Raw genomic sequence first — 23,420 nt, forward strand, 5'->3', positions numbered from 1 at the left:
ATGTCAAGCAATGAACCGGTAGCAAAAGGATACGTATTCTTTTACGAGACGCGGCGTTTTCAATTTCTTTCCTGAAAACCAGCCAAAAGCCTAAGTTGTGAATGCGTTAATTCATGGAAATCCGAACCCAAGGTTGGGGTTGATTTAACAACCCCAGCACACCTTTTTGTCTGGGAACGGGGTTAAGTCATTACAGAAAAAAGACTATCGCTCTTAAAGACGGCACAATCCCTGCACGTACGCCGCGAAGCCACCAAAGTGCTACCTCGCCCGATCAGGTCTTGTGCAAAAGAAAAGCAGCGCGGCGTGCGGCCGATGCGTCTGCCGCTTTTTTCATCGGCACCCAAGCCACGAAAAACTGACCCCGGCGAATCGCTCCGCCGGGGCCAAAACAGGGCCGAATGACACCAGCCTCACGAGGTATTGCCGCGTGCGGCTGTAGGCTGCGACCGCAGCCACCGGAGATTTACGGGGAGCCGAAGGCGGACTGGAAATCGAGGAAGCCCCAAGCCAGCGGATGCTGGCGCCCGGCACTTGAAGGGCGAACGTAAGGTCAATGCGCCTCGCCGCCGCGCGGGCGGTCGGGTTCCACCAGGCGGCCGGTGGCGTCGAACTGCACCATTTCCGCGATGTTGGTGGCGAGGTCGCCCACGCGCTCCAGGTTCTTGGCGATGAACTGCAGGCTGGTGCAGGCCTCGATCAGGCTGGGGTCCTTGGCGACGCAGGCGAAAATCTCCTGCGTCACGCCGGCGTGCATGTCGTCCAGTTCCTGGTCGCGGCGCCAGACGTCGGCGGCCAGCACGGTGTCGCGGTTGGTGAAGGCCTCGATGGCGCCGGCCAGCTGTTGGCGGGCCAGTTGCGACAGACGGCCCACCGACGCGGTGGCACCCAGCGTGGGCGCGGCGTTCAGCACCAGGGCGCGCTTGGCCATGTTCTTGGCGTAGTCGCCCACCCGCTCCAGCGCGTTGGCGGCCTTCATGGCGGCCAGGGTGTGGCGCAGGTCGATGGCCATGGGATGGCGCAGGGCCAGCAGGCGGATGATCAGGCTTTCCACCTCATGTTCCAGCGCGTCCAGCACCTGGTCCTGGACCACGGTCTCGCGCGCCAGGGCGTTGTCACGCTCCAGCACGGCACGGGTGGCCTGTTCCAGTTGCTGTTCGGCCCGGCCGCCCATCTCGGCCACCAGCGCGTCCAGGCGCTGCAGCTCGTTCTCGTAAGACGTGACGATGTGGCGGGGCAAGGGCTCGGACATGGGCGGGCATCCAGCAAGGGTGGTGGTCGGGCGCCACCATACCGTCATCGTATTGCAATCGTGCGACCGTCCGTCGCAGATGCGGAACGAAACGGATCGACCCTACGCCCTGCCGTTGGCGCAGTCGAACGATCACGGATGATGGATTGGGAAGGAATGGTGCCCCAAGTCGGATTTGAACCAACGGCCTACCGCTTACGAAGCGGTTGCTCTACCACTGAGCTATTGGGGCGCCCCTTGGAATGGACGGGGGTATTAGCAGACCAAAACGCGGATGGCAACAGTGTGGGTGAAGGTTTTGGACGCGACCCCCAAATTATCCGTCCTGCGCCCCTTTCGCCCTAGACGCTTTCCGCCAGGATGGCGTCCAGGAAGGTGGCGCCGTAGCGTTCCAGCTTGCGAACGCCCACGCCGGGCAGCAGGCCCAGGGCGGTCAGGTCGCGCGGGCGGTTGATCACCATTTCCATCAGCGTGCTGTCGTGGAAGATGACATAGGGCGGCACGCCCTGGGCCTTGGCCAATTCCAGGCGGACGGCCTTCAGGCGGTGCCACAGCGCGTCGTCCGGCGGGTTCAGGGACGGGCCGCTGCGGCTGCGGTTGCCGGCACTTCCCGAGGAACCCCGGCGGCCCTCGCCGGACAGCACGGCGCGGTCGCGGCGCAGGCGTACCGTCTCCTGCCCCTTCAGCACGGCGGCCGCCTGGTCGGTCAGCGTCAGGCCGCCATGGCCCTCCGGATCGGCCGTCAGGTGGCCTAGCGCCACCAGCTGGCGGAACACCGTCTGCCAGTCGCCCTTGGGGATGTCGGCGCCGCAGCCGAAGGTTTTCAGCTGGTCATGGCCGAAGCGCACCACCTTTTCGGTGGCGCCGCCGCGCAGCACGTCGATCAGGTGGCCGACGCCGAACTTCTGGCCGGTGCGGTAGACGGCCGACAGGGCCTTTTGCGCCGCCACCGTGCCGTCCCAGGTTTCCACCGGTTCGAAACAGGTGTCGCAGTTGCCGCAGTTGCCCGCATGCTCCTCCCCGAAATAGGTGAGCAGCACCTGGCGGCGGCAGTGCGCGGTCTCGCAAAAGCCCAGCAGGGCGTCCAGCTTGCGCCGTTCGGTGCGCTTGTGCTGTTCGCTGCTGTCGGACGCGTCCATCATCTGGCGCAGCATGACCACGTCCTGCAGGCCGTACAGCATCAGGGCATTGGCGGCCAGGCCGTCGCGGCCGGCGCGGCCGGTTTCCTGGTAATAGGCTTCCAGGCTCTTGGGCGCGTCCATGTGGGCGACGAAACGCACGTTGGGCTTGTCGATGCCCATGCCGAAGGCGATGGTCGCCACCACCACCACGCCCTCGCCCTTGATGAAGCGGTCCTGGTTGGCCTGGCGCACGGCCGGGTCCAGCCCGGCATGGTAGGGCAGGGCGTCCAGACCCTGGTCCTTCAGCCAGCTGGCCAGCGCCTCCACCCGCGCCCGTGACAGGCAATAGACGATGCCCGCATCCTCCGCATGGTTGCGGCGGATGAAATCCAGCAACTGGCGCCGCTCATTGTCCTTGGGCGCCACGCGGTAGGTGATGTTGGGCCGGTCGAAGCTGGAGACGAACTGCCGCGCCTCGCCCAGCGCCAGGCGGGCCACGATGTCGGCTTGGGTCTGCGCGTCCGCCGTGGCCGTCAGGGCGATGCGCGGCACGGTGGGGAAACGTTCGTGCAGCACCGACAGCTGCAAATATTCCGGGCGGAAGTCGTGGCCCCACTGGCTGACGCAGTGCGCTTCGTCCAGCGCGAACAAGGAGATGCGTGAGCGGTCCAGCAGTTCCAGGAAGCGGGGCGTCACCAGCCGTTCGGGCGCCACGTACAGCAGGTCCAGGTCGCCGCGCTCGCATGCCCGCTCCACGTCCAGCGCCTCACGCCAGTCGAGGGTGGAGTTCAGGTAGGCGGCGCGCACGCCCGCCTGGCGCAGGGTGTCCACCTGGTCGCGCATCAGGGCGATCAGGGGGGAAACGACGATGGCGACACCCGGCCGGGCCAGGGCCGGGATCTGGAAGCACAGCGACTTGCCACCGCCGGTGGGCATCAGCACCAGGGCGTCGCCGCCCTGGATGACGTGGGTGATGATGTCTTCCTGGTTCCCGCGGAAGGCGGAATAGCCGTAGACCCGCTTCAGGATGTCGCGCGCCGCCATCGCCGGATCCTTGGGCGCCTCATCCTCCGGCCAATCGCCGTGCACGATGTGCGGGTCGGGCGCGTCGCCATAATGGTCGGGCACGAAGTCGCCCATGTCGGGCAGGCCCCCCTCCGGTCCGCCCTCATCAGGCATCCCGGGGAAATCGGGTTCCAGGTCAAGGCCGGCGGCGTGCTTCATGGGGAACTCGAGGGTGCGGTAATGGAAAGCGGCAGGCGCGGGCGGGCCGGTCCGGATGGTCGGAACAGGGCCAGGGATAGCGGCTCAGAGGCTTTGATCGCCCATATCTAGGGGCTGCCGGGGGCGGCTGTCCACTGCTTCCTGACCCCGTCCTTGGCCGGGCATGGAACACTTTGGGAACATGGGTTGTTTGGCCATCATATGTGATCGTTCGATCACGCATGTTGATCGACCCCGGATGGCGGCGCATCGTTCGCCTCCTTCATTAAGGGCCTTTTCATCCTTACCCACCTAGGATAAGGGACGAGGCATAGTGATGGCCGCCTACCCCCTCCGGCGTATGACTGGTGGATGGCAGTTAGGGTATGCGGCGCGCCTGGGGCCGCCACGGCGGCAAAGCCTGTAGTCCCCCAGACGCCGGCCCCCGAGATGCTGGGTTCCGGCGCCGCCCGTCCAATGACGAGGATGATCCGCGTGCTTTACCAGCTGTTCGATCTGCACCACGCCGCCCTGACCCCCCTCCGCCTGGTGGCGGAAGCGACCCAGGCCACCTTCCGCAATCCCTTCGTGCCCGCCTCCTACACCGGGATGGGCCGCGCCATGGCCGCCGCCGGTGAGTTGATCGAGCGCACCACCCGCCGCTGGGGCAAGCCGGAATTCGGCCTGGACATCACCCACATCGACGGCCGTGAGGTCGCGGTGACGGAAGAGACGGTGCTGTCCAAGCCGTTCTGCGGCCTGCGCCACTTCCAGCGCGCCACCCCCCACCGTGATCCCAAGGTGCTGGTGGTGGCCCCCATGTCCGGCCACTACGCCACCCTGCTGCGCGGCACGGTGGAGGCGCTGCTGCCGTCCCACGACGTCTACATCACCGATTGGGTGGACGCGAAGCTGGTGCCCCTGGCGCGCGGCCGCTTCGGCTTCGACGACTACGTCGAATACGTGATGGATTTCATCCGCTTCCTGGGGCCCGACACCCACGTCATCGCCGTCTGCCAGCCGGCCGTGCCAGTGATGGTGGCCGCCGCCGTCATGGCGCAGATGGACGATGCCTGCCAGGCCCGCAGCATGACTCTGATGGGCGGCCCCATCGACACCCGCGTGTCGCCCACCCAGGTGACCCAGCTGGCCGAGACCCGCGACATCGGCTGGTTCGAACGCACGGTGACCACCACGGTCCCGCCCTACTATCCGGGCGGCATGCGCCACGTCTATCCGGGCTTCGTGCAGCTGACCGGCTTCATGTCCATGAACCTGGACCGTCACGTCGGCGCGCACGTCGACCTGTTCAAGCACCTGGTGCGCGGTGACGGTGAAAGCGCTGAAGCCCATCGCCGCTTCTACGACGAATACCTGTCGGTCATGGACCTGACGGCGGAGTTCTACCTGGAGACGGTGGCCCTGGTCTTCCAGGAACACAGCCTGCCCAAGGGCACGCTGGAATACCGCGGCGCGCGGGTCGATCTCTCGGCCATCAAGCAGACGGCGCTGTTCACGGTCGAGGGTGAGCTGGACGACATCTCCGCTCCTGGCCAGACGGTGGCGGCGCATGCCCTGTGCTCCGGCCTGGCAGACGACATGAAGCAACATCACCTGCAGCAGGGGGTGGGCCACTACGGCATCTTCAACGGCCGCCGCTGGCGCGAACACATCATGCCCCGCGTCCGCGACTTCATCCGCAGCCACGAACGCGCGGCGGCGAAGCCCAAGCGCGGTGCGGCGGCTGTCTGACCGTTTAAAAGCAGCGGCATGAGCGGTTGGCTCATGCCGCTATAGGCTGCGACCGCAGCCGCCGGAAGTTTCTGGGGAGCCGAAGGCGGACTGGAAACTGAGGAAGCCCAAGGGCCCGGATGGGCCCGCCCGGCGCCTGAGGGCACCCGTCAAAGCCTAATCACGTAGCGGACGAAGCCGTCGTTGCCGCCGGCCACACCGTCGTACAGGCGTCGGGCGGTGGCGTTGTCCTGGTGGGTTTGCCAGTAGACGCGGTTCCAGCCGCGCTCCCGCCCCAGCGCCACCAGGTGATCGATCAGGGCCCGGCCCACGCCCCGGCCGCGGTGGGCGGGGTCGGTGAACAAATCCTCCAGGTAACAGACCGGCGTCACGCACCAGGTGTTCAGGTGCAGGACGTAGTGGCAGATGCCCGCCACGGCGCCGTCGCCCGTGCGCGCCACCAGCCCCTTGACCGGCGATCCGTGGTCCATCAGCCGGCCCCACAGGGCGGCCGTGACATCGTCTCCGAGACTTACCTGGTAAAAAGCGCAGTATTGATCCCATAAGGGACGCCATGCGGCCTCGTCATCCGGGCCGATGGGTTCTATCTTAATTTCCAGGGCGGGGCTCGCGGGGGTGACCATAGGGTGATCTCCGGTTACGGCCTTTAGGCTCTATTGAACTTCACGCGCTTACGATAGATTGCCGGCCCACATGCGTACACTGGTCCACCACCCCCTCTCCCCGTTCGCGCGCAAGGTGCGCGTCGTCCTGGCGGAAAAGCGTCTTGAGGCCGACCTCGAGATCGAAAAGCCCTGGGAACGCCGTGAGGAGTTCCTGGCGCTGAATCCGGCTGCCGAACTGCCGGTGCTGATCGAAGACGATGGGGCGACGGTGGCCGAACACGCGGCCATCTGCAATTACCTGGAAGAAGCCTATCCCCATGCCCCCACCCTGCTGGGGCGTGAGGTGCTGCTGCGGGCCGAGGTGCGGCGCCTGGCCGCCTGGTTCGACATCAAGTTCAACCAGGAAGTGACGGAAAACCTGGTGGGTGAAAAGCTGGTCAAGCGCTTCAGCGGCCAGGGCACGCCGCATGCCCAGGCCATCCGCGCCGGCCTGGCCAACATCCATTACCACCTGGACTACATCGCCTATCTGGCCGACCGCCGCAAATGGCTGGCGGGCGACGATTTCTCGCTGGCCGACATCGCGGCGGCGGCGCACCTGTCCACCATCGACTATCTGGGCGACGTGCCCTGGGACCAGCATCCCGAGGCCAAGGACTGGTACATGCGCATCAAGTGCCGACCCAGCTTCCGCCCCCTGCTGGCCGACCATCTGCCGGGCGCCCCGCCGCCCAAGCACTACGCTGATCTGGATTTCTGATCCCTCGCAGATCTGTCGCGCATCGCCATAAATCCGCCACGGCCCCCGTCGCATAACGGGGGCCTTGAGCCCCGTCATCCGCCGGGGCGCCAACGGATGGGTCGAAGCCGATGCGCAGCCTTCTCGCCGCCTCCCTTTTCGTCATGACTGCCGCAGCACCGCTGGTCTCGGCACCCGCTGCCTTCGCCCAGGTGATGGCGGCCCAGCCGGCGCAGGACCAGGTGACCCTGTCGCTGACGGCGGAGGATTGGGTCAAGACCGACACGGCGCGCGTGACCCTGACGGTGGACGCCGGCGGCGGCAACGCAGGCTCCGCGCGCGGTGACGTGCTGAAGGCGGCCCAGGCGGTATCGGACAAGGGCGACTGGCGCGTGGTGTCCTTCGACCGCCAGCAGGACGCCGCCGGCCTGGACCGCTGGCGGGCGGAGCTTGAGGCCCGCCTGCCGGAGGCGCAACTGGGCGGCCTGGCCGAGCGCGCCCGCCAGGCCAGCCGCGCCGGCCTGCAAATCCGGGTGGAGGGGATAGACTTCACCCCCACCCTGGCGGAGAACGAGGCCGCGCGCACCCGCCTGCGCGAAACCCTCTACCGCCGCGTGACCGAGGAGATGAAGGCCCTGAACGCCGCCTTCCCCGGCCGCGACTTCCGCGTCGGCCGGGTGGACTTCAACCAGCCGGTGATCTCTGGCGGCCGTCCGGTGATGGCGATGGCCAAAATGGCGACGGACGAGGCGGCCGCCCCAATGGCGCCCGGCCTGGACGTGGCGCAAAAGGCGGTGCAGACTGCGCGCGTGACCTTCACCGCCTACGCGCCTGCCCCGCGTTAAGGTCAGGCTTTCTCCGCCGCCAATTGCGCTTCCAGCCCGGCGCGATAGCTGGGGTACAGCAAGGTCACGCCCAGCTCCTGCTTGATGCGGGCGTTGGCGATGCGCTTGTTCTCGCCATAGAAGCTGGTGGCCATGGGCGACAGGGCGGCCTGGTCGAACGGCACCAGCGGCGGCGGGTCCATGCCCAGCAGTTGGGCGGCATAGGCCACCACGTCGGGGGAGGGGCAGGGATGGTCGTCCGCCACATTGTAGACCGCACCCGGGTCGGGCCGGTCCATGCTGGCCATGACGGCGCTGGCCAAATCATGGATGTGGATGCGGCTGAACACCTGGCCCTGCTTGTCCACCCGCCGGGCGGTGCCGGCCCGCATCTGGTCCAGCGCGCTGCGCCCGGGGCCGTAGATGCCGGGCAGGCGGAAGCGGTGCACGGGCAGGCCGTGGGCCTGGAACAAGGCCATCCACTGCGCCTCCGCCACCGCGCGGGCCCGGCCACGTTCCGTCGCCGGCTGCACCGGCGCCGTCTCATCCACCCAGTCGCCGTTCTTGTTGCCGTAGACGCCGGTGGTGGACAGATACCCCACCCAGCGCAGGCTGGGCAGGGCCGCGATGGTGGCGCCCAACGCGGCCAGCACCACATCGCCCTCGGCCGTCGGCGGCACCGAATCCAGCAGGTGGGTGGCGCCCTTCAGCACGGCCGGGTCCAGCGCCTGGTCGGGGCTGAAGACGTGCGCCTCCATCCCCAGGTCGCGCAGGCGGGCCGCCTTCTCCGCCGTGCGGCAGGTGCCGGCCACCTGCCAGCCCGCCGCCAGCAGGCGCCGGGCCAGGGCGGTGGCGCTGAAACCCAGGCCGAAACAGAACAGGCGGCCGGGCTGGGGAGTGGGGGACGTCATGGCGGGCAGGCTCCGTTAACCATAACGGGGACGGAGGGCCGTCACCCGCAACCAGAAGATGGCAGGTCTGTGCGCCTGCCGGGACGGGTGGGGCCCGTGGTATCCTCGTCCCGCCGCCCCACATCAGGGGGCATCCGGTCGCAGGAACGCGGCCCGGGGACGAAAGCACTTGCGATCCACCCGCCGTTCGGGACTCTAGGCGCCATGATGAACACCCTCAAGTCCACCGTCGTCCGGCTTGCCGCCGGCACCTTCGCCTTTTCCGTCCTGTGTGGCGCCGCCGTTGCCGCCCCCGTGGCGCTGAACCGCGACACCTGCCTGGAACGGGCCAAGGAACTGCCCGACTTCGCCTATGCCGAGGCCAAGCTGTGGGAAAGCAAGGGTGGCGGCAACGACGCCCGCCTGTGCCAGGCCATGGCCCAGCTGTTCCGGGGCGAATACAAGGAATCGGCGGTGGCGCTGGAGGATTTGATTCCCCAGCTGGGCCTGCCGCCCAAGGTGACGGCCGGCCTGTGGGGCAAGGCCGGCTGGGCCTGGTTCAACGCCAAGGAACACACCAAGGCCGACGTCGATTACACCAAGGCCATCGGCCTGCAACCGACCGACCCCGACTTGCTGATCGACCGCGCCACCGAACGCGCCGGCGCCGAACGCTGGTGGGACACGCTGCGCGACCTGGACCGCGCCCTGACCCTGGACGGCGCCCGGGTGGACGCCATCGTCATGCGGGCGGAGACCAAGCACCGCCTGGCCCGCGACCTGGAAGCCGGACGCGACCTGCGCATGGCCCTGTCGCTGGACCCGGACAACGTCCAGGCCCTGCTGCTCAGCGGCAACCTGAAGGCTGACCGGGGCGATAAGCCGGGGGCGAAGGCCGACTGGGCCCACGCCGTGCAGGTGGCGGGCACCGACAGTGCCGCCGGTGCCGCCGCCCAGGACAACATCATGCGCCTGGACGGCAAGGATCCCGCCAAAGACGTGCCGGATGGCAAGGCGGACCAGAAGAAGACTGACGGGGCGGCGCCCAAATAAGCCGGCTCAACCCCTCGGGTGGTGTGCTTGCGTGTTCGCCGGTGGGCTGAACATCATTGCCGCGCGGGACAGCAGGCCATCGCGCACGTTTGCCGCACCGGCGGACGGAACGTAGGCATGCACCACGATGGCCAGGGCGACGCCGGCCACCACCGCCAAGGCGTAGGTCTTGACATACCGCCGCCAGCGCCGTGCGCGGCGGGATGGTGCCTCGGCCGGCGCCGGCGTGTCGGCCTGCCGTGTCTCCATCCGGGTGGCCACCAACTCACTGACCAGCTGGCCGGCCTGGTCCTCGGCCTCATCCGCCCTTGCCTGGGCCTGCCGTAGGGCCCGTAAAGCCTCGTCCTTTTGGCGCTCCAGCGTGGCGATGCGGTGTTTGTAAGGGCTGAGGTCCGGTGGCGGGGACGCGGGCGCCGCCTTGTAGGTCGTGCGGCCGGGCGTGGCGATCCATTGGCCCACGTCGTTGAAGCCCAGGCCCCGCTTGGGCAGCATGCGGCGCAGCTTGGCCAATGCCGTCACCGCCTCACCCTCATAATCGGAACCCAGAAGCCGCACCAGCTTGGCCACATGCTCGCGGTTGGCCTGTTCGTTTCCGGTTGCCGTAGTCGACTGCGTGGCCATGTCGAAATCCTGAAATGACGCGCCCGTGCCGTTGGCGCCCATAATTGGTTAACGACACAGGATTTGGCGGGTTCCCGCTGACCCCATCAGGAAAAAGGCCGGGGGCCGAAAGGCTTAGCGTCGGCTTAACGGCAGGTGGCCCCGGCTGGAAGTCTTAACGATTCGGCAATCAGTTCGGCGGAAAGGCCGCGATGATATCGCGCGGCTGACACAATCCGGTCCAACGGCGGCCCTCATCCGTTGGGATTATGACCCTGCGCCCCGATGGTGGGACGCCCGGTCGAAACCCGGACCCAATCTTCCAAGGATCCCAAGACCATGAACATGTTCGCCCACCGCCGTCCCCTGCTGGCCTTCGCGACCGCCGCGGCCATGATGGTGTCGTACGGGGCGTTCGCGGCGGAAGCCCCCGCCGTCCCGGCCGCCACGCCCGCGGCCACCGGCGCCGTCACCGCCCCCGTGGCCGCCGCCCCGGTGAAGGCGCCCGAGGGCAAGACGGTTGAGACCAAGGGTGCGGAAGTGAAGGCCCCCGAGGCCGCCAAGGTTGAAGGCGCCAAGACCGAGGTGAAGACCGAGGCCGGCAAGACCGAGACCAAGGCCAAGACCACCCATCATCACGTGAAGAAGGCAGCCGCCGGCACCGAAGCCGCCGCCGCGCCGAAGAAGTAAGCCTGAGCCTGTTCACAAGAGTGCCAAGACGGCCCCGGCCCCAGCGGTCGGGGCCGTTCTTGTGTTCAGGCCAGGGGCAGGGGCCGGGGTTCCGGATCGCCGTCCAGGTCGGGCGCCGGCCTGGGCTTCACCGCCACCAGGCGCTGGACCACGGCGGCCCGGGGCAGGGACGTCTCCCCCTGCTCGAACGCCACCACCTGAAGCCCGGCCTCGCTGGCCAGGGCCAGCAACTCCCCGGCACGCAACAGGAAGGCCGGGCTGCTGGGCCGGCCATGGCGCTGGTTGCCTTGGGCGAAGGTTTCATAGATCAGCACCCCGCCCGGCACCAGCAGGCCGGGCAGCAGCGGCAGCAGGGGGCGGTGCAGATAGTTGGTGACGACGATGCCGGCATAGGGCCCGCCCAGGTCGATCGCGTGGCCTGACTCCAGGTCAGCCTGACGCAGGGTGACGCCATCGGCGCCCGCCAGGTCGGCCACGCCGCGCAAATCGATGTCCACGGCGGTCACCGGATGACCTGCCCCCTGGAACAGCCGGGCATGCCGCCCGCCGCCGCAGGCGAGATCCAGCACGGTGCCGCCCCGGGCCACCAGGGGGGCGAAGCGGCGCACCCAGGGGGACGGTGTTCCCCGAGGGTCGAGATGCGGCGGGGCGGCGGGGGGCTCGTTCATGGGGATAGGCTTTCCGGGATGCCAAGGGCGGGATTATTGCCACGCCGGCTTTCCCCACCCACATGCAGACTGTATATGACATTTTCCCGTCGGCACGGTTTCCCCGCCGTTGGGCCCTTACCGGTGGCCGCGCGATCCCATGATCCTTTACGAAATGAAATGTGGCCAGGGCCACACCTTCGACGTCTGGTTCCGCAACGCCGATGCCTGCGACCAGCAGGTGGCGGCGGGCGAGGTCGCCTGTGCCCTCTGCGGCGACCACGGCGTGACCAAGGCGCCCATGGCGCCCCGCATCGGCAAGTCCCGCGGGGGCGACGCGCCCGAGGCGGCCCCGCCGGCACCTGTCCCCGCCGCGCCGGAGCCCACGCCGGCGGCGGTGGCCCAGGCCGTGGCGGAAGGGCCCGCCGCCATGATGCGCCTGTTGCGGGAGGTGCGCCGCCAGGTGGAAACCAATGCCACCCATGTCGGCGACCGCTTCGCCGAAGAGGCGCGCAAGATCCACTACGGCGAGACCGAGGCCAAGGCCATCTATGGCGAGACCACCGACCAGGAAGCCGCCGACCTGGCGGACGAGGGGGTGGCCTTCACCCGCATCCCCTGGGTGCCGCAGCATGATTCGTGAGTGATTGGGGTTCCCTCAGGCGGCGGGCGCGGGCATCCGCCCGCTTGCCTTATCCTCAGTTTTTAGTCCGCTTACGCTCCCCAAAAACTTCCGGCGGCCCCGGTCGGGGCCTATGGCGGCTTATGCCGCCGATTTGTGTGTGGGCCCGTGCGCCTGGTTCAGGCAGGCATGAGGCCGGCGCGGTTGAGTTGGGGCCGGTGGCGGCCCATACTCCGCGCCGATCTTTCACGAGAAGCCTACCCATGAGCCAGACCGCCACCACCGTCGATCCCGGGGAAATCCAACGTTTTTCGGCCATCGCCGCCGAATGGTGGGACGAGGCGGGCAAGTTCCGGCCGCTGCACAAGCTGAACCCCGTGCGCCTGGAATACATCCGTGACCGCGTCTGCGCCCATTTCGGTCGCGACCCGCTGGCCCCCTATCCGCTGAAGGGCCTGCGCCTGGTGGACATCGGTTGCGGCGGCGGCCTGCTGTCGGAACCCCTGGCCCGTATGGGGGCCACGGTGGTGGGCATTGATGCTGCCGAGCGCAACGTCAAGACCGCCGCCACCCACGCCGCCGAGACCGGCACCCAGGTCGATTACCGCCACACCACGGCGGAGGATCTGGTGGCAGCCGGTGAACGCTTCGACGCCGTGCTGTCGCTGGAGGTGGTGGAACACGTGGCGGACGTGCCCCTATTCCTGCAAAGCTTGGCCGCCCTGATGAAGCCCGAGGGGTTGGTCGTCATGGCCACCCTGAACCGCACGCCCAAATCCTATCTGATGGCCATCGTCGGTGCGGAATATGTGCTGCGTTGGCTGCCGCGCGGCACCCACGACTGGCACAAGTTCCTGAAACCGTCGGAACTGACGGCGGGCCTGCGCGCCACCGGCCTGACGGTGCAGGAGGTCATGGGCCTGACTTACAGCCCCCTGTCCGACCGCTTCCGACTGGATCCGCGCGATCTGGACGTGAACTACCTGCTGTGGGCCAGCGGTCATTAAGGCTTCCCTCAATCGCCGGGCGCCGCCGTCCGGCGGCTTGGCTTCCTCGTTGCGCCCTGTGGTGCTCACTGCGGGGCCGGCCGTCGCCGGCCTCCGGCGGCACGAGCCACCGTCTCGCGCCGCCGGAACAAGACCCGGACTTGGTTTGAAAGTTGCCTGGCCGGTGCGTTCTGGCGGCCGGTTAAGGGCAAAACGCGAAACTGTCTGTCGTTCGGTTTGCGCAACCCTGCCCTTTTATTACCCGTTCATTGCCTGGACGCGCCCGACGCGGTAAGGATAGCGCGCTTCCCATCAGCCTGGGGTTGGCCTCGCCAAGATGCGGTGGTCCCCCTGTGCGGCCTGGGGGTCGCATGGCAACACCCGCCGGTTCCCCCAGGGTTTCCCCCAAGGGCCCGGTTCGTACCCACCGCCGCCCCCACTGGGGTGGCATCGCAAAGGCAGACTCGGGTTATGGCACGCCTCGTCTTGAAGTTCGGCGGCACGTCGGTCGGTGACATCGACCGGATCAAGAATGTCGCCAAGAAAGTGAAGCAGGAGGTCGACGCCGGCCATGAGGTGGCGGTGGTCGTCTCCGCCATGTCGGGTGTGACCAACCAGCTTGTCGATTACGTCAAATCCGTCGGCCGCCTGGCCGACCAGCGCGAATACGACGCGGTGGTGGCCTCGGGCGAGCAGGTGACCAGCGGCCTTCTGGCCATCGCCTTGCAGGAGATCGGCATTCCCGCCCGGTCCTGGCAGGGCTGGCAGATCCCCCTGATCACCGACGATGTGCACGGCAAGGCGCGCATCGAGGAAATCCAGTCCCAGGACATCGTCGCCCGCATGTCGACGGGTGAGGTGGCGGTGGTCGCCGGCTTCCAGGGCGTGTCGCGCACCGGCCGCATCGCCACGCTGGGCCGCGGCGGCTCCGACACCTCGGCCGTGGCGCTGGCGGCGGCCGTGGGGGCCGAACGCTGCGATATTTACACCGACGTCGATGGCGTCTACACCACCGACCCGCGCATCGTTACCAAGGCCCGCAAGCTGGACCGCATCACGTATGAGGAAATGCTGGAAATGGCGTCCCTGGGCGCCAAGGTCCTGCAGACCCGGTCGGTGGAAATGGCGATGAAGCACCGGGTGCGTGTCCAGGTGCTGTCCACCTTTGAGGAAGCGGCCGGCAGCGCGTTGCCGGGAACTCTTGTCGTTGATGAGGACGAAATCGTGGAACAGGAACTGGTCAGCGGCATTGCCTACAGCCGGGATGAGGCGAAGGTCACCCTGTTGGGCGTGGAAGACCGGCCGGGCGTCGCCGCCGCCATCTTCGGCCCCCTGACCGACGCCGCCATCAACGTCGACATGATCGTGCAGAACGTGTCGGAAGACGGCACCACCACGGACATGACCTTCACCGTCACCAAGGCGGATCTCGACCGCACCGTCCAGGTGCTGGAAAGCGCCCGGGATGACCTGAAGTTCCGCCGTCTGGCGGCCGACAGCAACGTGGTCAAGGTCTCGGTCATCGGTGTCGGCATGCGCAGCCACGCCGGCGTGGCCCAGCGCATGTTCAAGGCGCTGGCCGACCGCGGCATCAACATCCAGGTCATCTCCACCAGCGAAATCAAGGTCAGCGTCCTGATCGCCGAGGAGTACACCGAACTGGCGTTGCGCGCGCTGCACACCGCATACGGCCTGGACCAGGCATAAGCATCTGAGCGACAATAAGCCCCGGGTGGCCGAAAGGTCGCCCGGGGCTTGTTGTTTTCAAGGGCCGCATCGATATGATGCCGGGCCGAAACGGGGCGAAAACCCGGTTCTTTCCGCCATAAGGGAATTGTTCTTGATGACGACCAACGCCACGACCTTCGCTGCCGGGACCGCCCGTGACAGGCTGGACGCGTTGTGGGGCCGGGGCCGCGATTTCCTGGGCACCGAATTCGCCGTCATGGGTGGTGCCATGACCTGGGTGTCGGATGCAGGCCTGGTGGCGGCCATCTCCAACGGCGGCGGCTTCGGCGTGCTGGCCTGCGGCGCCATGACGCCGGACCTGCTGGCCAATGAGATCGACGCCACCCGCGCCCTGACCGGCAAGCCCTTTGGCGTCAACCTCATCACCATGCATCCGCAGCTGGACGCGTTGGCCGATGTCTGCCTGTCCCACGGTGTGCACCATGTGGTGCTGGCCGGCGGCCTGCCGCCGGCACCGGTGATCAAGCAACTGAAGGACGGTGGCGCCAAGGTCATCTGCTTCGCGCCGGCCCTGGTGCTGGCCAAGAAGCTGGTGCGCATGGGCGTGGACGCCCTGGTGATCGAGGGGATGGAGGCCGGCGGCCACATCGGCCCGGTTTCCACCTCCGTCCTGGCGCAGGAAATCCTGCCCGAGATTCGCGACGTGCCGGTGTTCGTGGCCGGTGGCATCGGCCGGGGCGAGGCCATCGTGGCCTATCTGGAACTGGGGGCGGCCGGCGTGCAACTGGGCACCCGTTTCGTCTGCGCCACCGAATCGCGTGCGCACCCGAACTTCAAGCGCGCCTTCATCAAGGCCGCGGCCCGCGACGCCATGCCGTCCGGCCAGCTGGACAGCCGCTTCCCCGTCATCCCCGTGCGCGCGCTTCAGAACGAGGGCACGCGCCGCTTCATGGATTTCCAGCGCGAGGTGGTGGAACGGTTCAACCGGGGTGAGGTCGACCAGAAGGACGCCCAGCTGGAGATCGAGCATTTCTGGGCCGGCGCCTTGCGCCGCGCGGTCATCGACGGCGATGTGGAGAACGGGTCGCTGATGGCCGGCCAGTCGGTCGGCATGGTGACGCGCGAACAGCCCACGGCCGACATCCTGGCCGACCTGGTGGCCCAGGCGGAGGCCGCGCTGGCCGGTCGCTATGGCCATACCCAAGAAGGCACGGGACCAGCGCTGGTGGCGTTGGCGGGAGCGGCAGGCTTGTGACGTCGCCGTCCGGAACACCCCCATCCGTGATCGAACCGGGGCTTGAGGTTCCGGAGGCCGGAGGCGTTCCGCCGGCGAAGGTGGGGGCACAGCGGTCCGCCGATGCCGCCGGTGCGGCACGGCGCCTGCTGGCCCGTCTGCGCGACGTCATGGCCGCCAGCGGTTCCGCCCAGGCACGGCTGGACAAGATCGTCATGCTGATCGCGGCGGAGATGGGGGCGGACGTCTGTTCCTGCTACGTCATGCGCGCGGGCGAGGTGCTGGAACTGTTCGCCACCATCGGCCTGAACCCCGACGCCGTGCACAAGACGCGGCTGCGGGTGGGTGAGGGGCTGGTGGGCGACATCGCCGCCCACGCCCGGCCGGTGGCGCTGGCCAATGCGCCCAGCCATCCCAATTTCGCCTACCGTCCGGAAACGGGCGAAGACCCGTTCGACAGCTTCATGGGCGTGCCCATCCTGCGCGGCGGCCGGGTGCGCGGCGTGCTGGCCATCCAGCACATCGCCCGCCGCGCCTATGAAGAGCAGGACGTGGAGACGCTGGAAACCATCGGCATGGTGGTGGCCGAACTGGTGGGCCACGGGCGAGCTGGTGGACAACCGCGAACTGCAGGTCGCCAACGACCTGGTGCTGCTGCCCTCACGCCTGGATGGCGTCAGCCTGAACCGGGGCGTGTCCATGGGCGTGGCCGTGCTGCACCGGCCGCAGCTGACCATCCGCCAGATGGTGGCCGACGATCCCGAGCTGGAACTGCGCCGCCTGCGCGAGGCGGTGGACAGCATGCATTCCGCCATCGACCGCCTGCTGATCCTGTCGGGCGACTCGGGCGGTGAGCATCATGAGATCATCGAAACCTACCGCATGTTCGCGACCGATCGCGGCTGGCTGTCCCGCATCCGCGAGGCCATCCGCACCGGCCTGACGGCGGAAGCCGCGGTGCAGCAGGTGCAGAACGACAACCGCGCCCGCATGGCGTCGGTGACCGACAGCTACATCCGCGAACGCCAGCTGGACCTGGACGACATCACCAACCGCCTGCTGCAGCACCTGGCCGGCCGCCAGGACAAGGCGGACGGGGGCACCCTGCCGGATGAGTTCATCCTGGTGGCCCGCAATTTGGGCCCCGCCGAATTGTTGGACTATGACCGGTCGCGCCTGCGCGGCCTAGTGCTGGAGGAGGGGTCGGCCTACAGCCACGTGGCCATCGTCGCCCGCGCTCTGGACATCCCCGTGGTGGGGCAATGCACCGGGGTGCTGAGCCGGGTGGACCCGCTGGACTTCGTCATCGTCGATGGCGACCACGGCCAGGTCTTCGTGCGACCGGCGGAAGACATCACCGAGGCTTTCCTGAAAAGCATGGAGGTGGGGGAGGAGCGCAAGCGCGAGTTCGCCGCCAACCGGCTGCTGGAATCGGTGACGCGCGACGGCGTGCCCGTGCGCATGATGCTGAACGCCGGCCTGCTGATCGACCTGCCGCATCTGCATGCCACCGGCGCCGACGGCATCGGCCTCTACCGCACCGAAATTCCCTTCATGGTGCGCCACACCTATCCCGACACCGCGGTCCAGAAGGAAACCTACGCCAAGGTGCTGGACGAGGCGGGAGACATGCCCGTCACCTTCCGCACCCTGGACGTGGGTGGGGACAAGACGCTGCCCTACTTCCCCGATCTGGGGGAGGAGAACCCGGCCCTGGGCTGGCGCGCCATCCGCATCGGCCTGGACCGCCCGGCCATGCTGCGCAAGCAGTTGCGGGCGATGCTGTGGGCGGCATCGGGTCGCGATCTGCGCCTGATGTTCCCCATGGTGGCGGAGGTGTCGGAATTCATCCGCGCCCGGCGCGTGCTGGACCTGGAATTGCGCCGCCTGGACCAGGACGGCGTGGCCCCTCCGCGCAGCCTGCAGGTGGGCGTGATGATGGAGGTGCCGGCCCTGCTGTTCCAGCTGGACGCCCTGCTGCCCCTGATCGACTTCATGTCCGTCGGTTCCAACGACCTGCTGCAGTATTTGTTCGCCAGCGACCGCGGCAATCCCATGCTGAACAACCGCTATGACCTGCTGTCGCCGGCCATGTTGTCGGTGATGCGCATGCTGGTGCGGCGCTGCGACGCCGCCGGTGTCCAGCTGTCGCTGTGCGGTGAGATGGCCAGCCGGCCGCTGGACGCCATGGCCCTGCTGGGCTGCGGCTTCCGTACCCTGTCGATGAGCCCGTCGGCCTTCGGCGAGGTCAAGACCATGATCCGTTCGCTGGACGTGAGCATGCTGCAACCCTTCCTGGACAGCCTGCTGGACCGGGCGGACCGATCCTTGCGCCTGCACCTGCTGGCCTTCGCCCGCGATCACGGCATCCGAATCTGACGCCTGTCCCCTTCACGGTTGTGCTGAATCGGGCGCGCACCATCACAAGGCGGGCGGCATGTGGTCACAGGCTGTTGCAGCATTTCCTGCGGATGGGCTAGCCTTGCCGCCGCTGAACCAGTGGTTGAGGATAGGCGTTGACCGAAATCACGGCCCTGGGCCGACGGACTTTGCACGGCGAGATCGTTGCCGCCATACGCGACATGATCGTTAGCGGCAAGCTGGAGCCGGGTCAGAAGATTCCGGAAAAGGAACTCTGCGTACAACTCGAAATCTCCCGCACCCCTTTGCGGGAGGCGCTGAAGGCGCTGGCCGCCGAGGGTGTCATTGAACTGCTGCCCCAGCGCGGCGCCCGCGTCGCCGTCCTGACCGATGAGGAACTGGACGAGCTGTTCCCCATCATCGGCAGCATGGAGGCGCTGGCCGGCGAACTGGCCTGCCAGCACATGACGGCAGCCCAGCTGGAAGCGATCACGGCGATGCATCACCAGATGATCGTCGCCTATGGGAACGAGGACCGGCTGGAATACGGCCGCCTGAACCGCGCCATCCACTTCGCCATCTTCGAGGCGGCGGGCAACCGTTCCCTGTTGGCGCTGTACAGGAACCTGGAACAGCGCATCTGGAACATCCGTCATACGGCGCGCAAGCAACCGACGGATTGGCGCCAGGCCCTTCTGGACCATGATGAGATCATGGGCGCGTTGGCGGCCCGCGACGGCCAGCGCCTGGCCGGCATCCTGCGCCGGCATGTCGGCCACACCGCTGACTCGGTGCGCAGTTCCATCAGCGACCTGGTGGAACGCGGCATGGTCGATGCCAAGGGCCGGGCCGCGGCCTTGGGCCAGAAGGTCGGCTGAGGCCGAAACCCAGCACAACCATAAGGTTAGGGTGCCGGCGGCGCCGCCCGGGTGTAAAATATGCCCAAGGGCCGACTTTCAAAACCGCCCCGCCATCATGATAGACTGACATCGCTTCGGTCCCGGGAACGATTCCGCCTTCATGTCCGTTACGGCATGGCGCCGCCCCGCTGGCGTGGACCTTCAGTCCGGCTGGAATCGTTGTCCCCCATAAATGAATTCATTATTCATTTCGGTTGACGTGCGTTGGGCTAATCGTTCAGCATCCCGCCTGTTTCGATCCGGCGTCCCCGCCGGAAGGGTGTTTCCACCTCATCGATCAAGCCCGCCTGCCGACCAAAAACGTGCCGACCCAAGAAACGCGCCGCCCCCCGCATCGGGCAGGCGCAATTGAGACGGAAGAACCCATGTCCAAGACACCCGCCAAGCCGGGCGATGCCCTGTCGTCGCGGCGCAGCCTGCTGAAGGGCTTCTCGCTGCTGCCCATCGCGGCCTCCTCGCTTGCCACCGCCGCCGTGGCCGCCGCCCCGCAAGACGCACCCGCCGGCGGCTACAAGCCCAGCTTCTTCAACGCCGACGAATGGGCCTTTGTCGTGGCCGCCTGCGACCGCCTGATCCCGCATGACGAGGTCGGGCCTGGCGCGGTCGAACTGGGCGTGCCGGAGTTTCTGGACCGCCACATGCAGACCTCCTACGCCGCCGGCGGCATCTGGTACATGCAGGGTCCCTTCCTGGAGGCGCCGGCGGAGTTCGGCTACCAGGGGCGCCTGGTCCTGCGCGACATCATCCGCGTCGGCATCAGGGCGGTGGACGACTACGCCCGCGCCACCTTCGGCGGCAAGACGTTCGCTGGCCTGGAACACGCCGATCAGGAAACGGTGCTGAAGGGGCTGGAGAAGGGCGACATCAAACTGGACGCCATCCCGGCCAAGACTTTCTTCACCTATTTCCTGGGTGAGGTGCGCAACGGTTATTTCAGCGACCCCAAGCATGGCGGCAATCGCGGCATGGGCTCGTGGAAGATGATCGGCTATCCCGGCATGCGCGCCGACTATTCCGATTGGGTGGAGGTGCGGGACAAGCCCTATCCCCTTCCGCCCGTTGACCTTTCCGGACGCAGGGGCTGAACCCATGGCCATCGTTAAGCAGGAAGTCGACGCCGTCATCGTCGGCATGGGTTGGACCGGCGCCATCATGGCGAAGGAACTGACGGAAGCGGGCCTGAAGGTCGTGGCGCTGGAACGCGGTCCCGACCGCGATACGCAGCCGGACTTCGCCTATCCGCAGGTAGTGGATGAGCTTGAGGGCTCCGTCCACCGCAAGTACCTGCAAAGCCTGGCGCAGGAAACCGTCACCATCCGCCACGGCATCAAGGACACGGCGGTACCCTACCGCCAGATGGGCTCGTTCAAGCCGGGCACCGGCGTGGGCGGTGCGGGTTCGCACTGGTCGGGCTGCCAGTTCCGGGCGTTGCCGGAGGATTTCAGCGTCCGGTCGAACATGGTGCAGAAGTACGGTGCCAAGTTCCTGCCCGAAGACATGACCATCCAGGACTACCCCGTCACCTATGACGAGCTGGAACCGCATTTCGACCGGTTCGAGTATGTCTGTGGCACCTCCGGCAAGGCCGGTGTGCTGAACGGCCAGAAGGTGGCGGGTGGCAACCCGTTCGAAGGGTCGCGGTCGCGCGACTTCCCCCTGCCGCCCACCCGGAATTACCTGGGGGCGGAGCTGTTCTACAAGGCGGCGCGCGAGTCGGGTTACAACCCCTATCCCATCCCGGCGGCCAACGCCTCGGCATCCTACGTCAACCCGTACGGCTGCCAGATGGGCCCCTGTAATTTCTGCGGTTTCTGCAGTGACTACGGCTGCCTGAACTATTCCAAGTCCAGCCCCAACGTGAACATCCTGCCGGCCCTGCGGCAGGACAAGAATTTCGAGCTGCGCACCCTGGCGCAGGTGCTGAAGGTCAATCTGGACAGCACCGGCAAGAAGGCCACCGGCGTCACCTACCTGGACGCCCAAGGGCGGGAGACGGAACAGCCGGCCGGCCTGGTGCTGCTGTGCGCCTTCTCCCTCTACAACGTGCACCTGATGCTGCTGTCGGGCATCGGCAAGGCTTATGACCCGGTCAGCAACACCGGCACCATCGGCCGCAATTATTCCTACCAGAACCTGAACCGGGTGAACCTGTTCTTCGGCAAGGACGTGCAGGCCAACGGCTTCATCGGCATCGGCGGCGGTGGCGCCGTGATCGACGATCTGAACGGCAACCAGCTGGACAACCCCAAGGCCGGTTTCGTCGGCGGCGGCGTCATCTGGGCGCGCCAGCCCGGCAACGGCCCGGTCCGCGGCGTCGCCGTGCCGCCGGGCACCCCGCAATGGGGCACCAAGTGGAAGCAGGCGGTCACCGACAACTTCCGCCATTCCTTCTATTACGAGGTCCAGGGATCGTGCATGTCCTACCGGGACAGCTACCTGGACCTGGACCCGACCTACAAGGACGCCTTCGGCCGGCCGCTGCTGCGCATGACCTTCAACTGGCATGACAATGAAATCGCCGGTTCGCAGTTCCTGGTGGGCAGGGCGCTGGACATGGTGAAGTCGCTGAACCCCCTGGCCGCCAAGGGCGACGCCAAGAAGGCGGGCGAGAAGTACAACATCACCAACTACCAGAGCACCCACACCTGCGGCGGCGCCATCATGGGCGCCGATCCCAAGACCTCGGCGCTGAACCGCTATCTCCAGTCCTGGGACGTGCCCAACGTGTTCGCGCCGGGCGCCAACGCCTTCCCGCAGAACAACGGCTACAACCCCACCGGCATGGTGGGCGCGCTGACCTACTGGGCGGCCAAGGCGATCCGGGAGCAGTACCTGAAAAACCCCGGCGCCCTGGTCAAGGCGTGAGGAACCGGCCATGACGATGAAAAAGATCATCCTGTCGGTTGCCGCCCTCGCTGTCGTCGCGGGGGCCGCCGCCGTTACCTACGCCTACCTGCCGACGACGACGCGGGCCATCACCCTGGCGCCCGCCCTGGACGACGCCCAGGCGGTCGAGCGAGGCCGCTACATCGCCACGGCGTCGGACTGTGCCGCCTGCCATACGGCACCCGGCGGCAAGCCCTTCGCCGGCGGCCTGCCGTTCGCCACCCCCATCGGCACCATCCGCTCCACCAACATCACGCCGGACGCGGACACTGGCTTGGGCCATTACACCCTGGCGGATTTCGACCGCGCGCTGCGCCACGGCATCGCCAAGAATGGCGACACCCTCTATCCGGCCATGCCCTATCCGTCCTACGCCCACCTGACGGACCAGGATGTGACCGACCTCTACGCCTACATGATGAAGGGCGTGGAGCCGGTGAAGCAGGCCAACCAGGCCGGCGACATCCCCTTCCCGCTGTCCATGCGCTGGCCGCTGGCCATCTGGCGCAAGACGTTTGCACCCAATGCCGACCAGCCGCTGTTCGACGCCGCGCGCTATACGGATCCTGAGGTCGCGCGCGGCGCCTATCTGGTGCAGGGCCCCGGCCATTGCGGCGCCTGTCACACGCCCCGTTCCCCCACCTTGAATGAGAAGGGCCTGGACGACCGCTCGCCCGATTATCTGGCCGGCGGCCAGGTGATCGACGGCTGGTACGCCGTCAACCTGCGCAGCAACAAGGCCGAGGGTCTGGGGAACTGGAGCCGGGACGACATCGTCGCCACGCTGACCACCGGCCGCAACCCGCACCACGCCGTGACCGGCGCGCCCATGGCCGACGTCGTCCGCCTCAGCATGCAGAAGCTGAATGACGCCGATGTCCAGGCCATCGCGGCCTACCTGAAGACCCTGGCGCCGGCAGCCCATGAGGATGCCAGGTTCACCGGCAACGATGCCACCACGCCGGCCCTGCTGGCGGGCCAGGATCTGGGCCGGGGCGAGGAGATCTACGTCGATAGCTGCTCCGCCTGTCACAAGTCGAACGGCCAGGGCAATCCCAACGCCTTCCCGGCGCTGGCCAACAACCCGTCGGTGCTGTCGCCCGAACCGGTGACGGTGATCCGCGCGGTGCTGTTCGGCACGGCCATGCCGGCCACCGAAAAGCGGCCGTCCAACCTGGGCATGCCCGGGTTCGCCCTCCGCTATTCGGATGATGAGGTGGCGGCACTGGTGACCTTCCTGCGCAAGAGCTGGGGTAACGAGGCGGCCCCGGTGACCGCCGCCCAGGTGCGGGACGTCCGCGCCCATCCCCCCGAGGCCCACTAAGCACAGGGTTTCGATCCGCAGT

The 23,420-nt window shown here is 67.4% G+C and carries 19 protein-coding genes, 1 tRNA gene and 1 pseudogene; 14 read left to right on the top strand and 7 right to left on the bottom strand.

The window, feature by feature from the left end:
• Positions 1 to 553 precede the first annotated feature (553 nt).
• The 3 genes from phoU to recQ form a co-directional block, all read right to left on the bottom strand.
• A complete protein-coding gene (gene phoU, locus PW843_22080) occupies positions 554 to 1,252 on the bottom strand; it encodes a phosphate signaling complex protein PhoU (protein ID MDE1149259.1) in 699 nt (232 codons plus the stop codon).
• Positions 1,253 to 1,409: 157 nt separating this feature from the next.
• Positions 1,410 to 1,484: transfer RNA gene (locus PW843_22085), tRNA-Thr, on the bottom strand.
• Between the two features lie 109 nt (positions 1,485 to 1,593).
• Positions 1,594 to 3,417, bottom strand: a complete 1,824-nt coding sequence (recQ, locus tag PW843_22090; protein ID MDE1149260.1) for a DNA helicase RecQ — start codon at positions 3,415 to 3,417, stop codon at positions 1,594 to 1,596.
• Positions 3,418 to 4,062: 645 nt separating this feature from the next.
• Between recQ and phaZ the strand changes: the two genes are divergently transcribed.
• Entirely contained in the window at positions 4,063 to 5,328 is a 1,266-nt protein-coding gene (phaZ, locus tag PW843_22095) for a polyhydroxyalkanoate depolymerase (GenBank protein MDE1149261.1), read from the top strand.
• A 149-nt stretch (positions 5,329 to 5,477) separates the two neighbouring features.
• Here the strand turns inward: phaZ and PW843_22100 are convergent, their stop codons facing one another.
• Positions 5,478 to 5,798 carry a GNAT family N-acetyltransferase gene (locus tag PW843_22100; GenBank protein ID MDE1149262.1) on the bottom strand — a complete coding sequence of 107 codons (321 nt, stop codon included), beginning with the start codon at positions 5,796 to 5,798 and terminating at the stop codon, positions 5,478 to 5,480.
• 223 nt (positions 5,799 to 6,021) lie between these two features.
• On the opposite strand from PW843_22100, the gene PW843_22105 reads away from it, so the two are divergent.
• Entirely contained in the window at positions 6,022 to 6,693 is a 672-nt protein-coding gene (locus tag PW843_22105; GenBank protein MDE1149263.1) for a glutathione S-transferase family protein, read from the top strand.
• Positions 6,694 to 6,803: 110 nt separating this feature from the next.
• Positions 6,804 to 7,517 carry a hypothetical protein gene (locus PW843_22110; GenBank protein MDE1149264.1) on the top strand — a complete coding sequence of 238 codons (714 nt, stop codon included), beginning with the start codon at positions 6,804 to 6,806 and terminating at the stop codon, positions 7,515 to 7,517.
• 2 nt (positions 7,518 to 7,519) lie between these two features.
• Here the strand turns inward: PW843_22110 and PW843_22115 are convergent, their stop codons facing one another.
• Positions 7,520 to 8,407, bottom strand: coding sequence for an SDR family oxidoreductase (locus PW843_22115; GenBank protein MDE1149265.1), 888 nt, complete (start codon positions 8,405 to 8,407; stop codon positions 7,520 to 7,522).
• A gap of 204 nt (positions 8,408 to 8,611) precedes the next feature.
• Here PW843_22115 and PW843_22120 point away from each other — a divergent pair, with 204 nt between their 5' ends.
• Positions 8,612 to 9,439: a tetratricopeptide repeat protein gene (locus PW843_22120; protein ID MDE1149266.1), complete on the top strand. Its 828-nt coding sequence runs from the start codon at positions 8,612 to 8,614 to the stop codon at positions 9,437 to 9,439.
• A 6-nt stretch (positions 9,440 to 9,445) separates the two neighbouring features.
• Here the strand turns inward: PW843_22120 and PW843_22125 are convergent, their stop codons facing one another.
• The gene (locus PW843_22125; protein MDE1149267.1) at positions 9,446 to 10,060 is read right to left on the bottom strand and encodes a hypothetical protein; all 615 of its coding nucleotides are present in this window, start codon (positions 10,058 to 10,060) and stop codon (positions 9,446 to 9,448) included.
• Positions 10,061 to 10,378: 318 nt separating this feature from the next.
• On the opposite strand from PW843_22125, the gene PW843_22130 reads away from it, so the two are divergent.
• On the top strand, positions 10,379 to 10,729 hold the full coding sequence (locus PW843_22130) for a hypothetical protein (protein MDE1149268.1): 351 nt from the start codon (positions 10,379 to 10,381) through the stop codon (positions 10,727 to 10,729).
• Between the two features lie 65 nt (positions 10,730 to 10,794).
• Here PW843_22130 and PW843_22135 read toward each other — a convergent pair whose 3' ends face one another.
• The gene (locus PW843_22135) at positions 10,795 to 11,397 is read right to left on the bottom strand and encodes an SAM-dependent methyltransferase (protein ID MDE1149269.1); all 603 of its coding nucleotides are present in this window, start codon (positions 11,395 to 11,397) and stop codon (positions 10,795 to 10,797) included.
• 139 nt (positions 11,398 to 11,536) lie between these two features.
• Here PW843_22135 and PW843_22140 point away from each other — a divergent pair, with 139 nt between their 5' ends.
• The 9 genes and pseudogenes from PW843_22140 (at position 11,537) to PW843_22180 (ending at position 23,398) form a co-directional block, all read left to right on the top strand.
• Positions 11,537 to 12,019 (top strand): DUF1178 family protein, encoded by a 483-nt coding sequence (locus PW843_22140; GenBank protein MDE1149270.1) that lies wholly within the window; start codon positions 11,537 to 11,539, stop codon positions 12,017 to 12,019.
• A 242-nt stretch (positions 12,020 to 12,261) separates the two neighbouring features.
• Positions 12,262 to 13,005: a bifunctional 2-polyprenyl-6-hydroxyphenol methylase/3-demethylubiquinol 3-O-methyltransferase UbiG gene (gene ubiG / locus PW843_22145; protein ID MDE1149271.1), complete on the top strand. Its 744-nt coding sequence runs from the start codon at positions 12,262 to 12,264 to the stop codon at positions 13,003 to 13,005.
• A gap of 450 nt (positions 13,006 to 13,455) precedes the next feature.
• A complete protein-coding gene (locus tag PW843_22150; protein MDE1149272.1) occupies positions 13,456 to 14,691 on the top strand; it encodes an aspartate kinase in 1,236 nt (411 codons plus the stop codon).
• Between the two features lie 136 nt (positions 14,692 to 14,827).
• Complete coding sequence (locus PW843_22155; protein MDE1149273.1) at positions 14,828 to 15,928, top strand: nitronate monooxygenase; 1,101 nt, start codon at positions 14,828 to 14,830, stop codon at positions 15,926 to 15,928.
• 149 nt (positions 15,929 to 16,077) lie between these two features.
• Positions 16,078 to 18,286, top strand: a pseudogene (gene ptsP, locus PW843_22160) (phosphoenolpyruvate--protein phosphotransferase).
• Between the two features lie 137 nt (positions 18,287 to 18,423).
• Positions 18,424 to 19,146, top strand: coding sequence for a GntR family transcriptional regulator (locus tag PW843_22165; GenBank protein ID MDE1149274.1), 723 nt, complete (start codon positions 18,424 to 18,426; stop codon positions 19,144 to 19,146).
• A gap of 407 nt (positions 19,147 to 19,553) precedes the next feature.
• The gene (locus tag PW843_22170) at positions 19,554 to 20,273 is read left to right on the top strand and encodes a gluconate 2-dehydrogenase subunit 3 family protein (GenBank protein MDE1149275.1); all 720 of its coding nucleotides are present in this window, start codon (positions 19,554 to 19,556) and stop codon (positions 20,271 to 20,273) included.
• A gap of 4 nt (positions 20,274 to 20,277) precedes the next feature.
• Positions 20,278 to 22,053 carry a GMC family oxidoreductase gene (locus PW843_22175; GenBank protein MDE1149276.1) on the top strand — a complete coding sequence of 592 codons (1,776 nt, stop codon included), beginning with the start codon at positions 20,278 to 20,280 and terminating at the stop codon, positions 22,051 to 22,053.
• 10 nt (positions 22,054 to 22,063) lie between these two features.
• On the top strand, positions 22,064 to 23,398 hold the full coding sequence (locus PW843_22180; protein ID MDE1149277.1) for a cytochrome c: 1,335 nt from the start codon (positions 22,064 to 22,066) through the stop codon (positions 23,396 to 23,398).
• Positions 23,399 to 23,420 lie beyond the last annotated feature (22 nt).

The sequence above is a fragment of the Azospirillaceae bacterium genome (assembly GCA_028283825.1).
Lineage (GTDB): Bacteria > Pseudomonadota > Alphaproteobacteria > Azospirillales > Azospirillaceae > Nitrospirillum.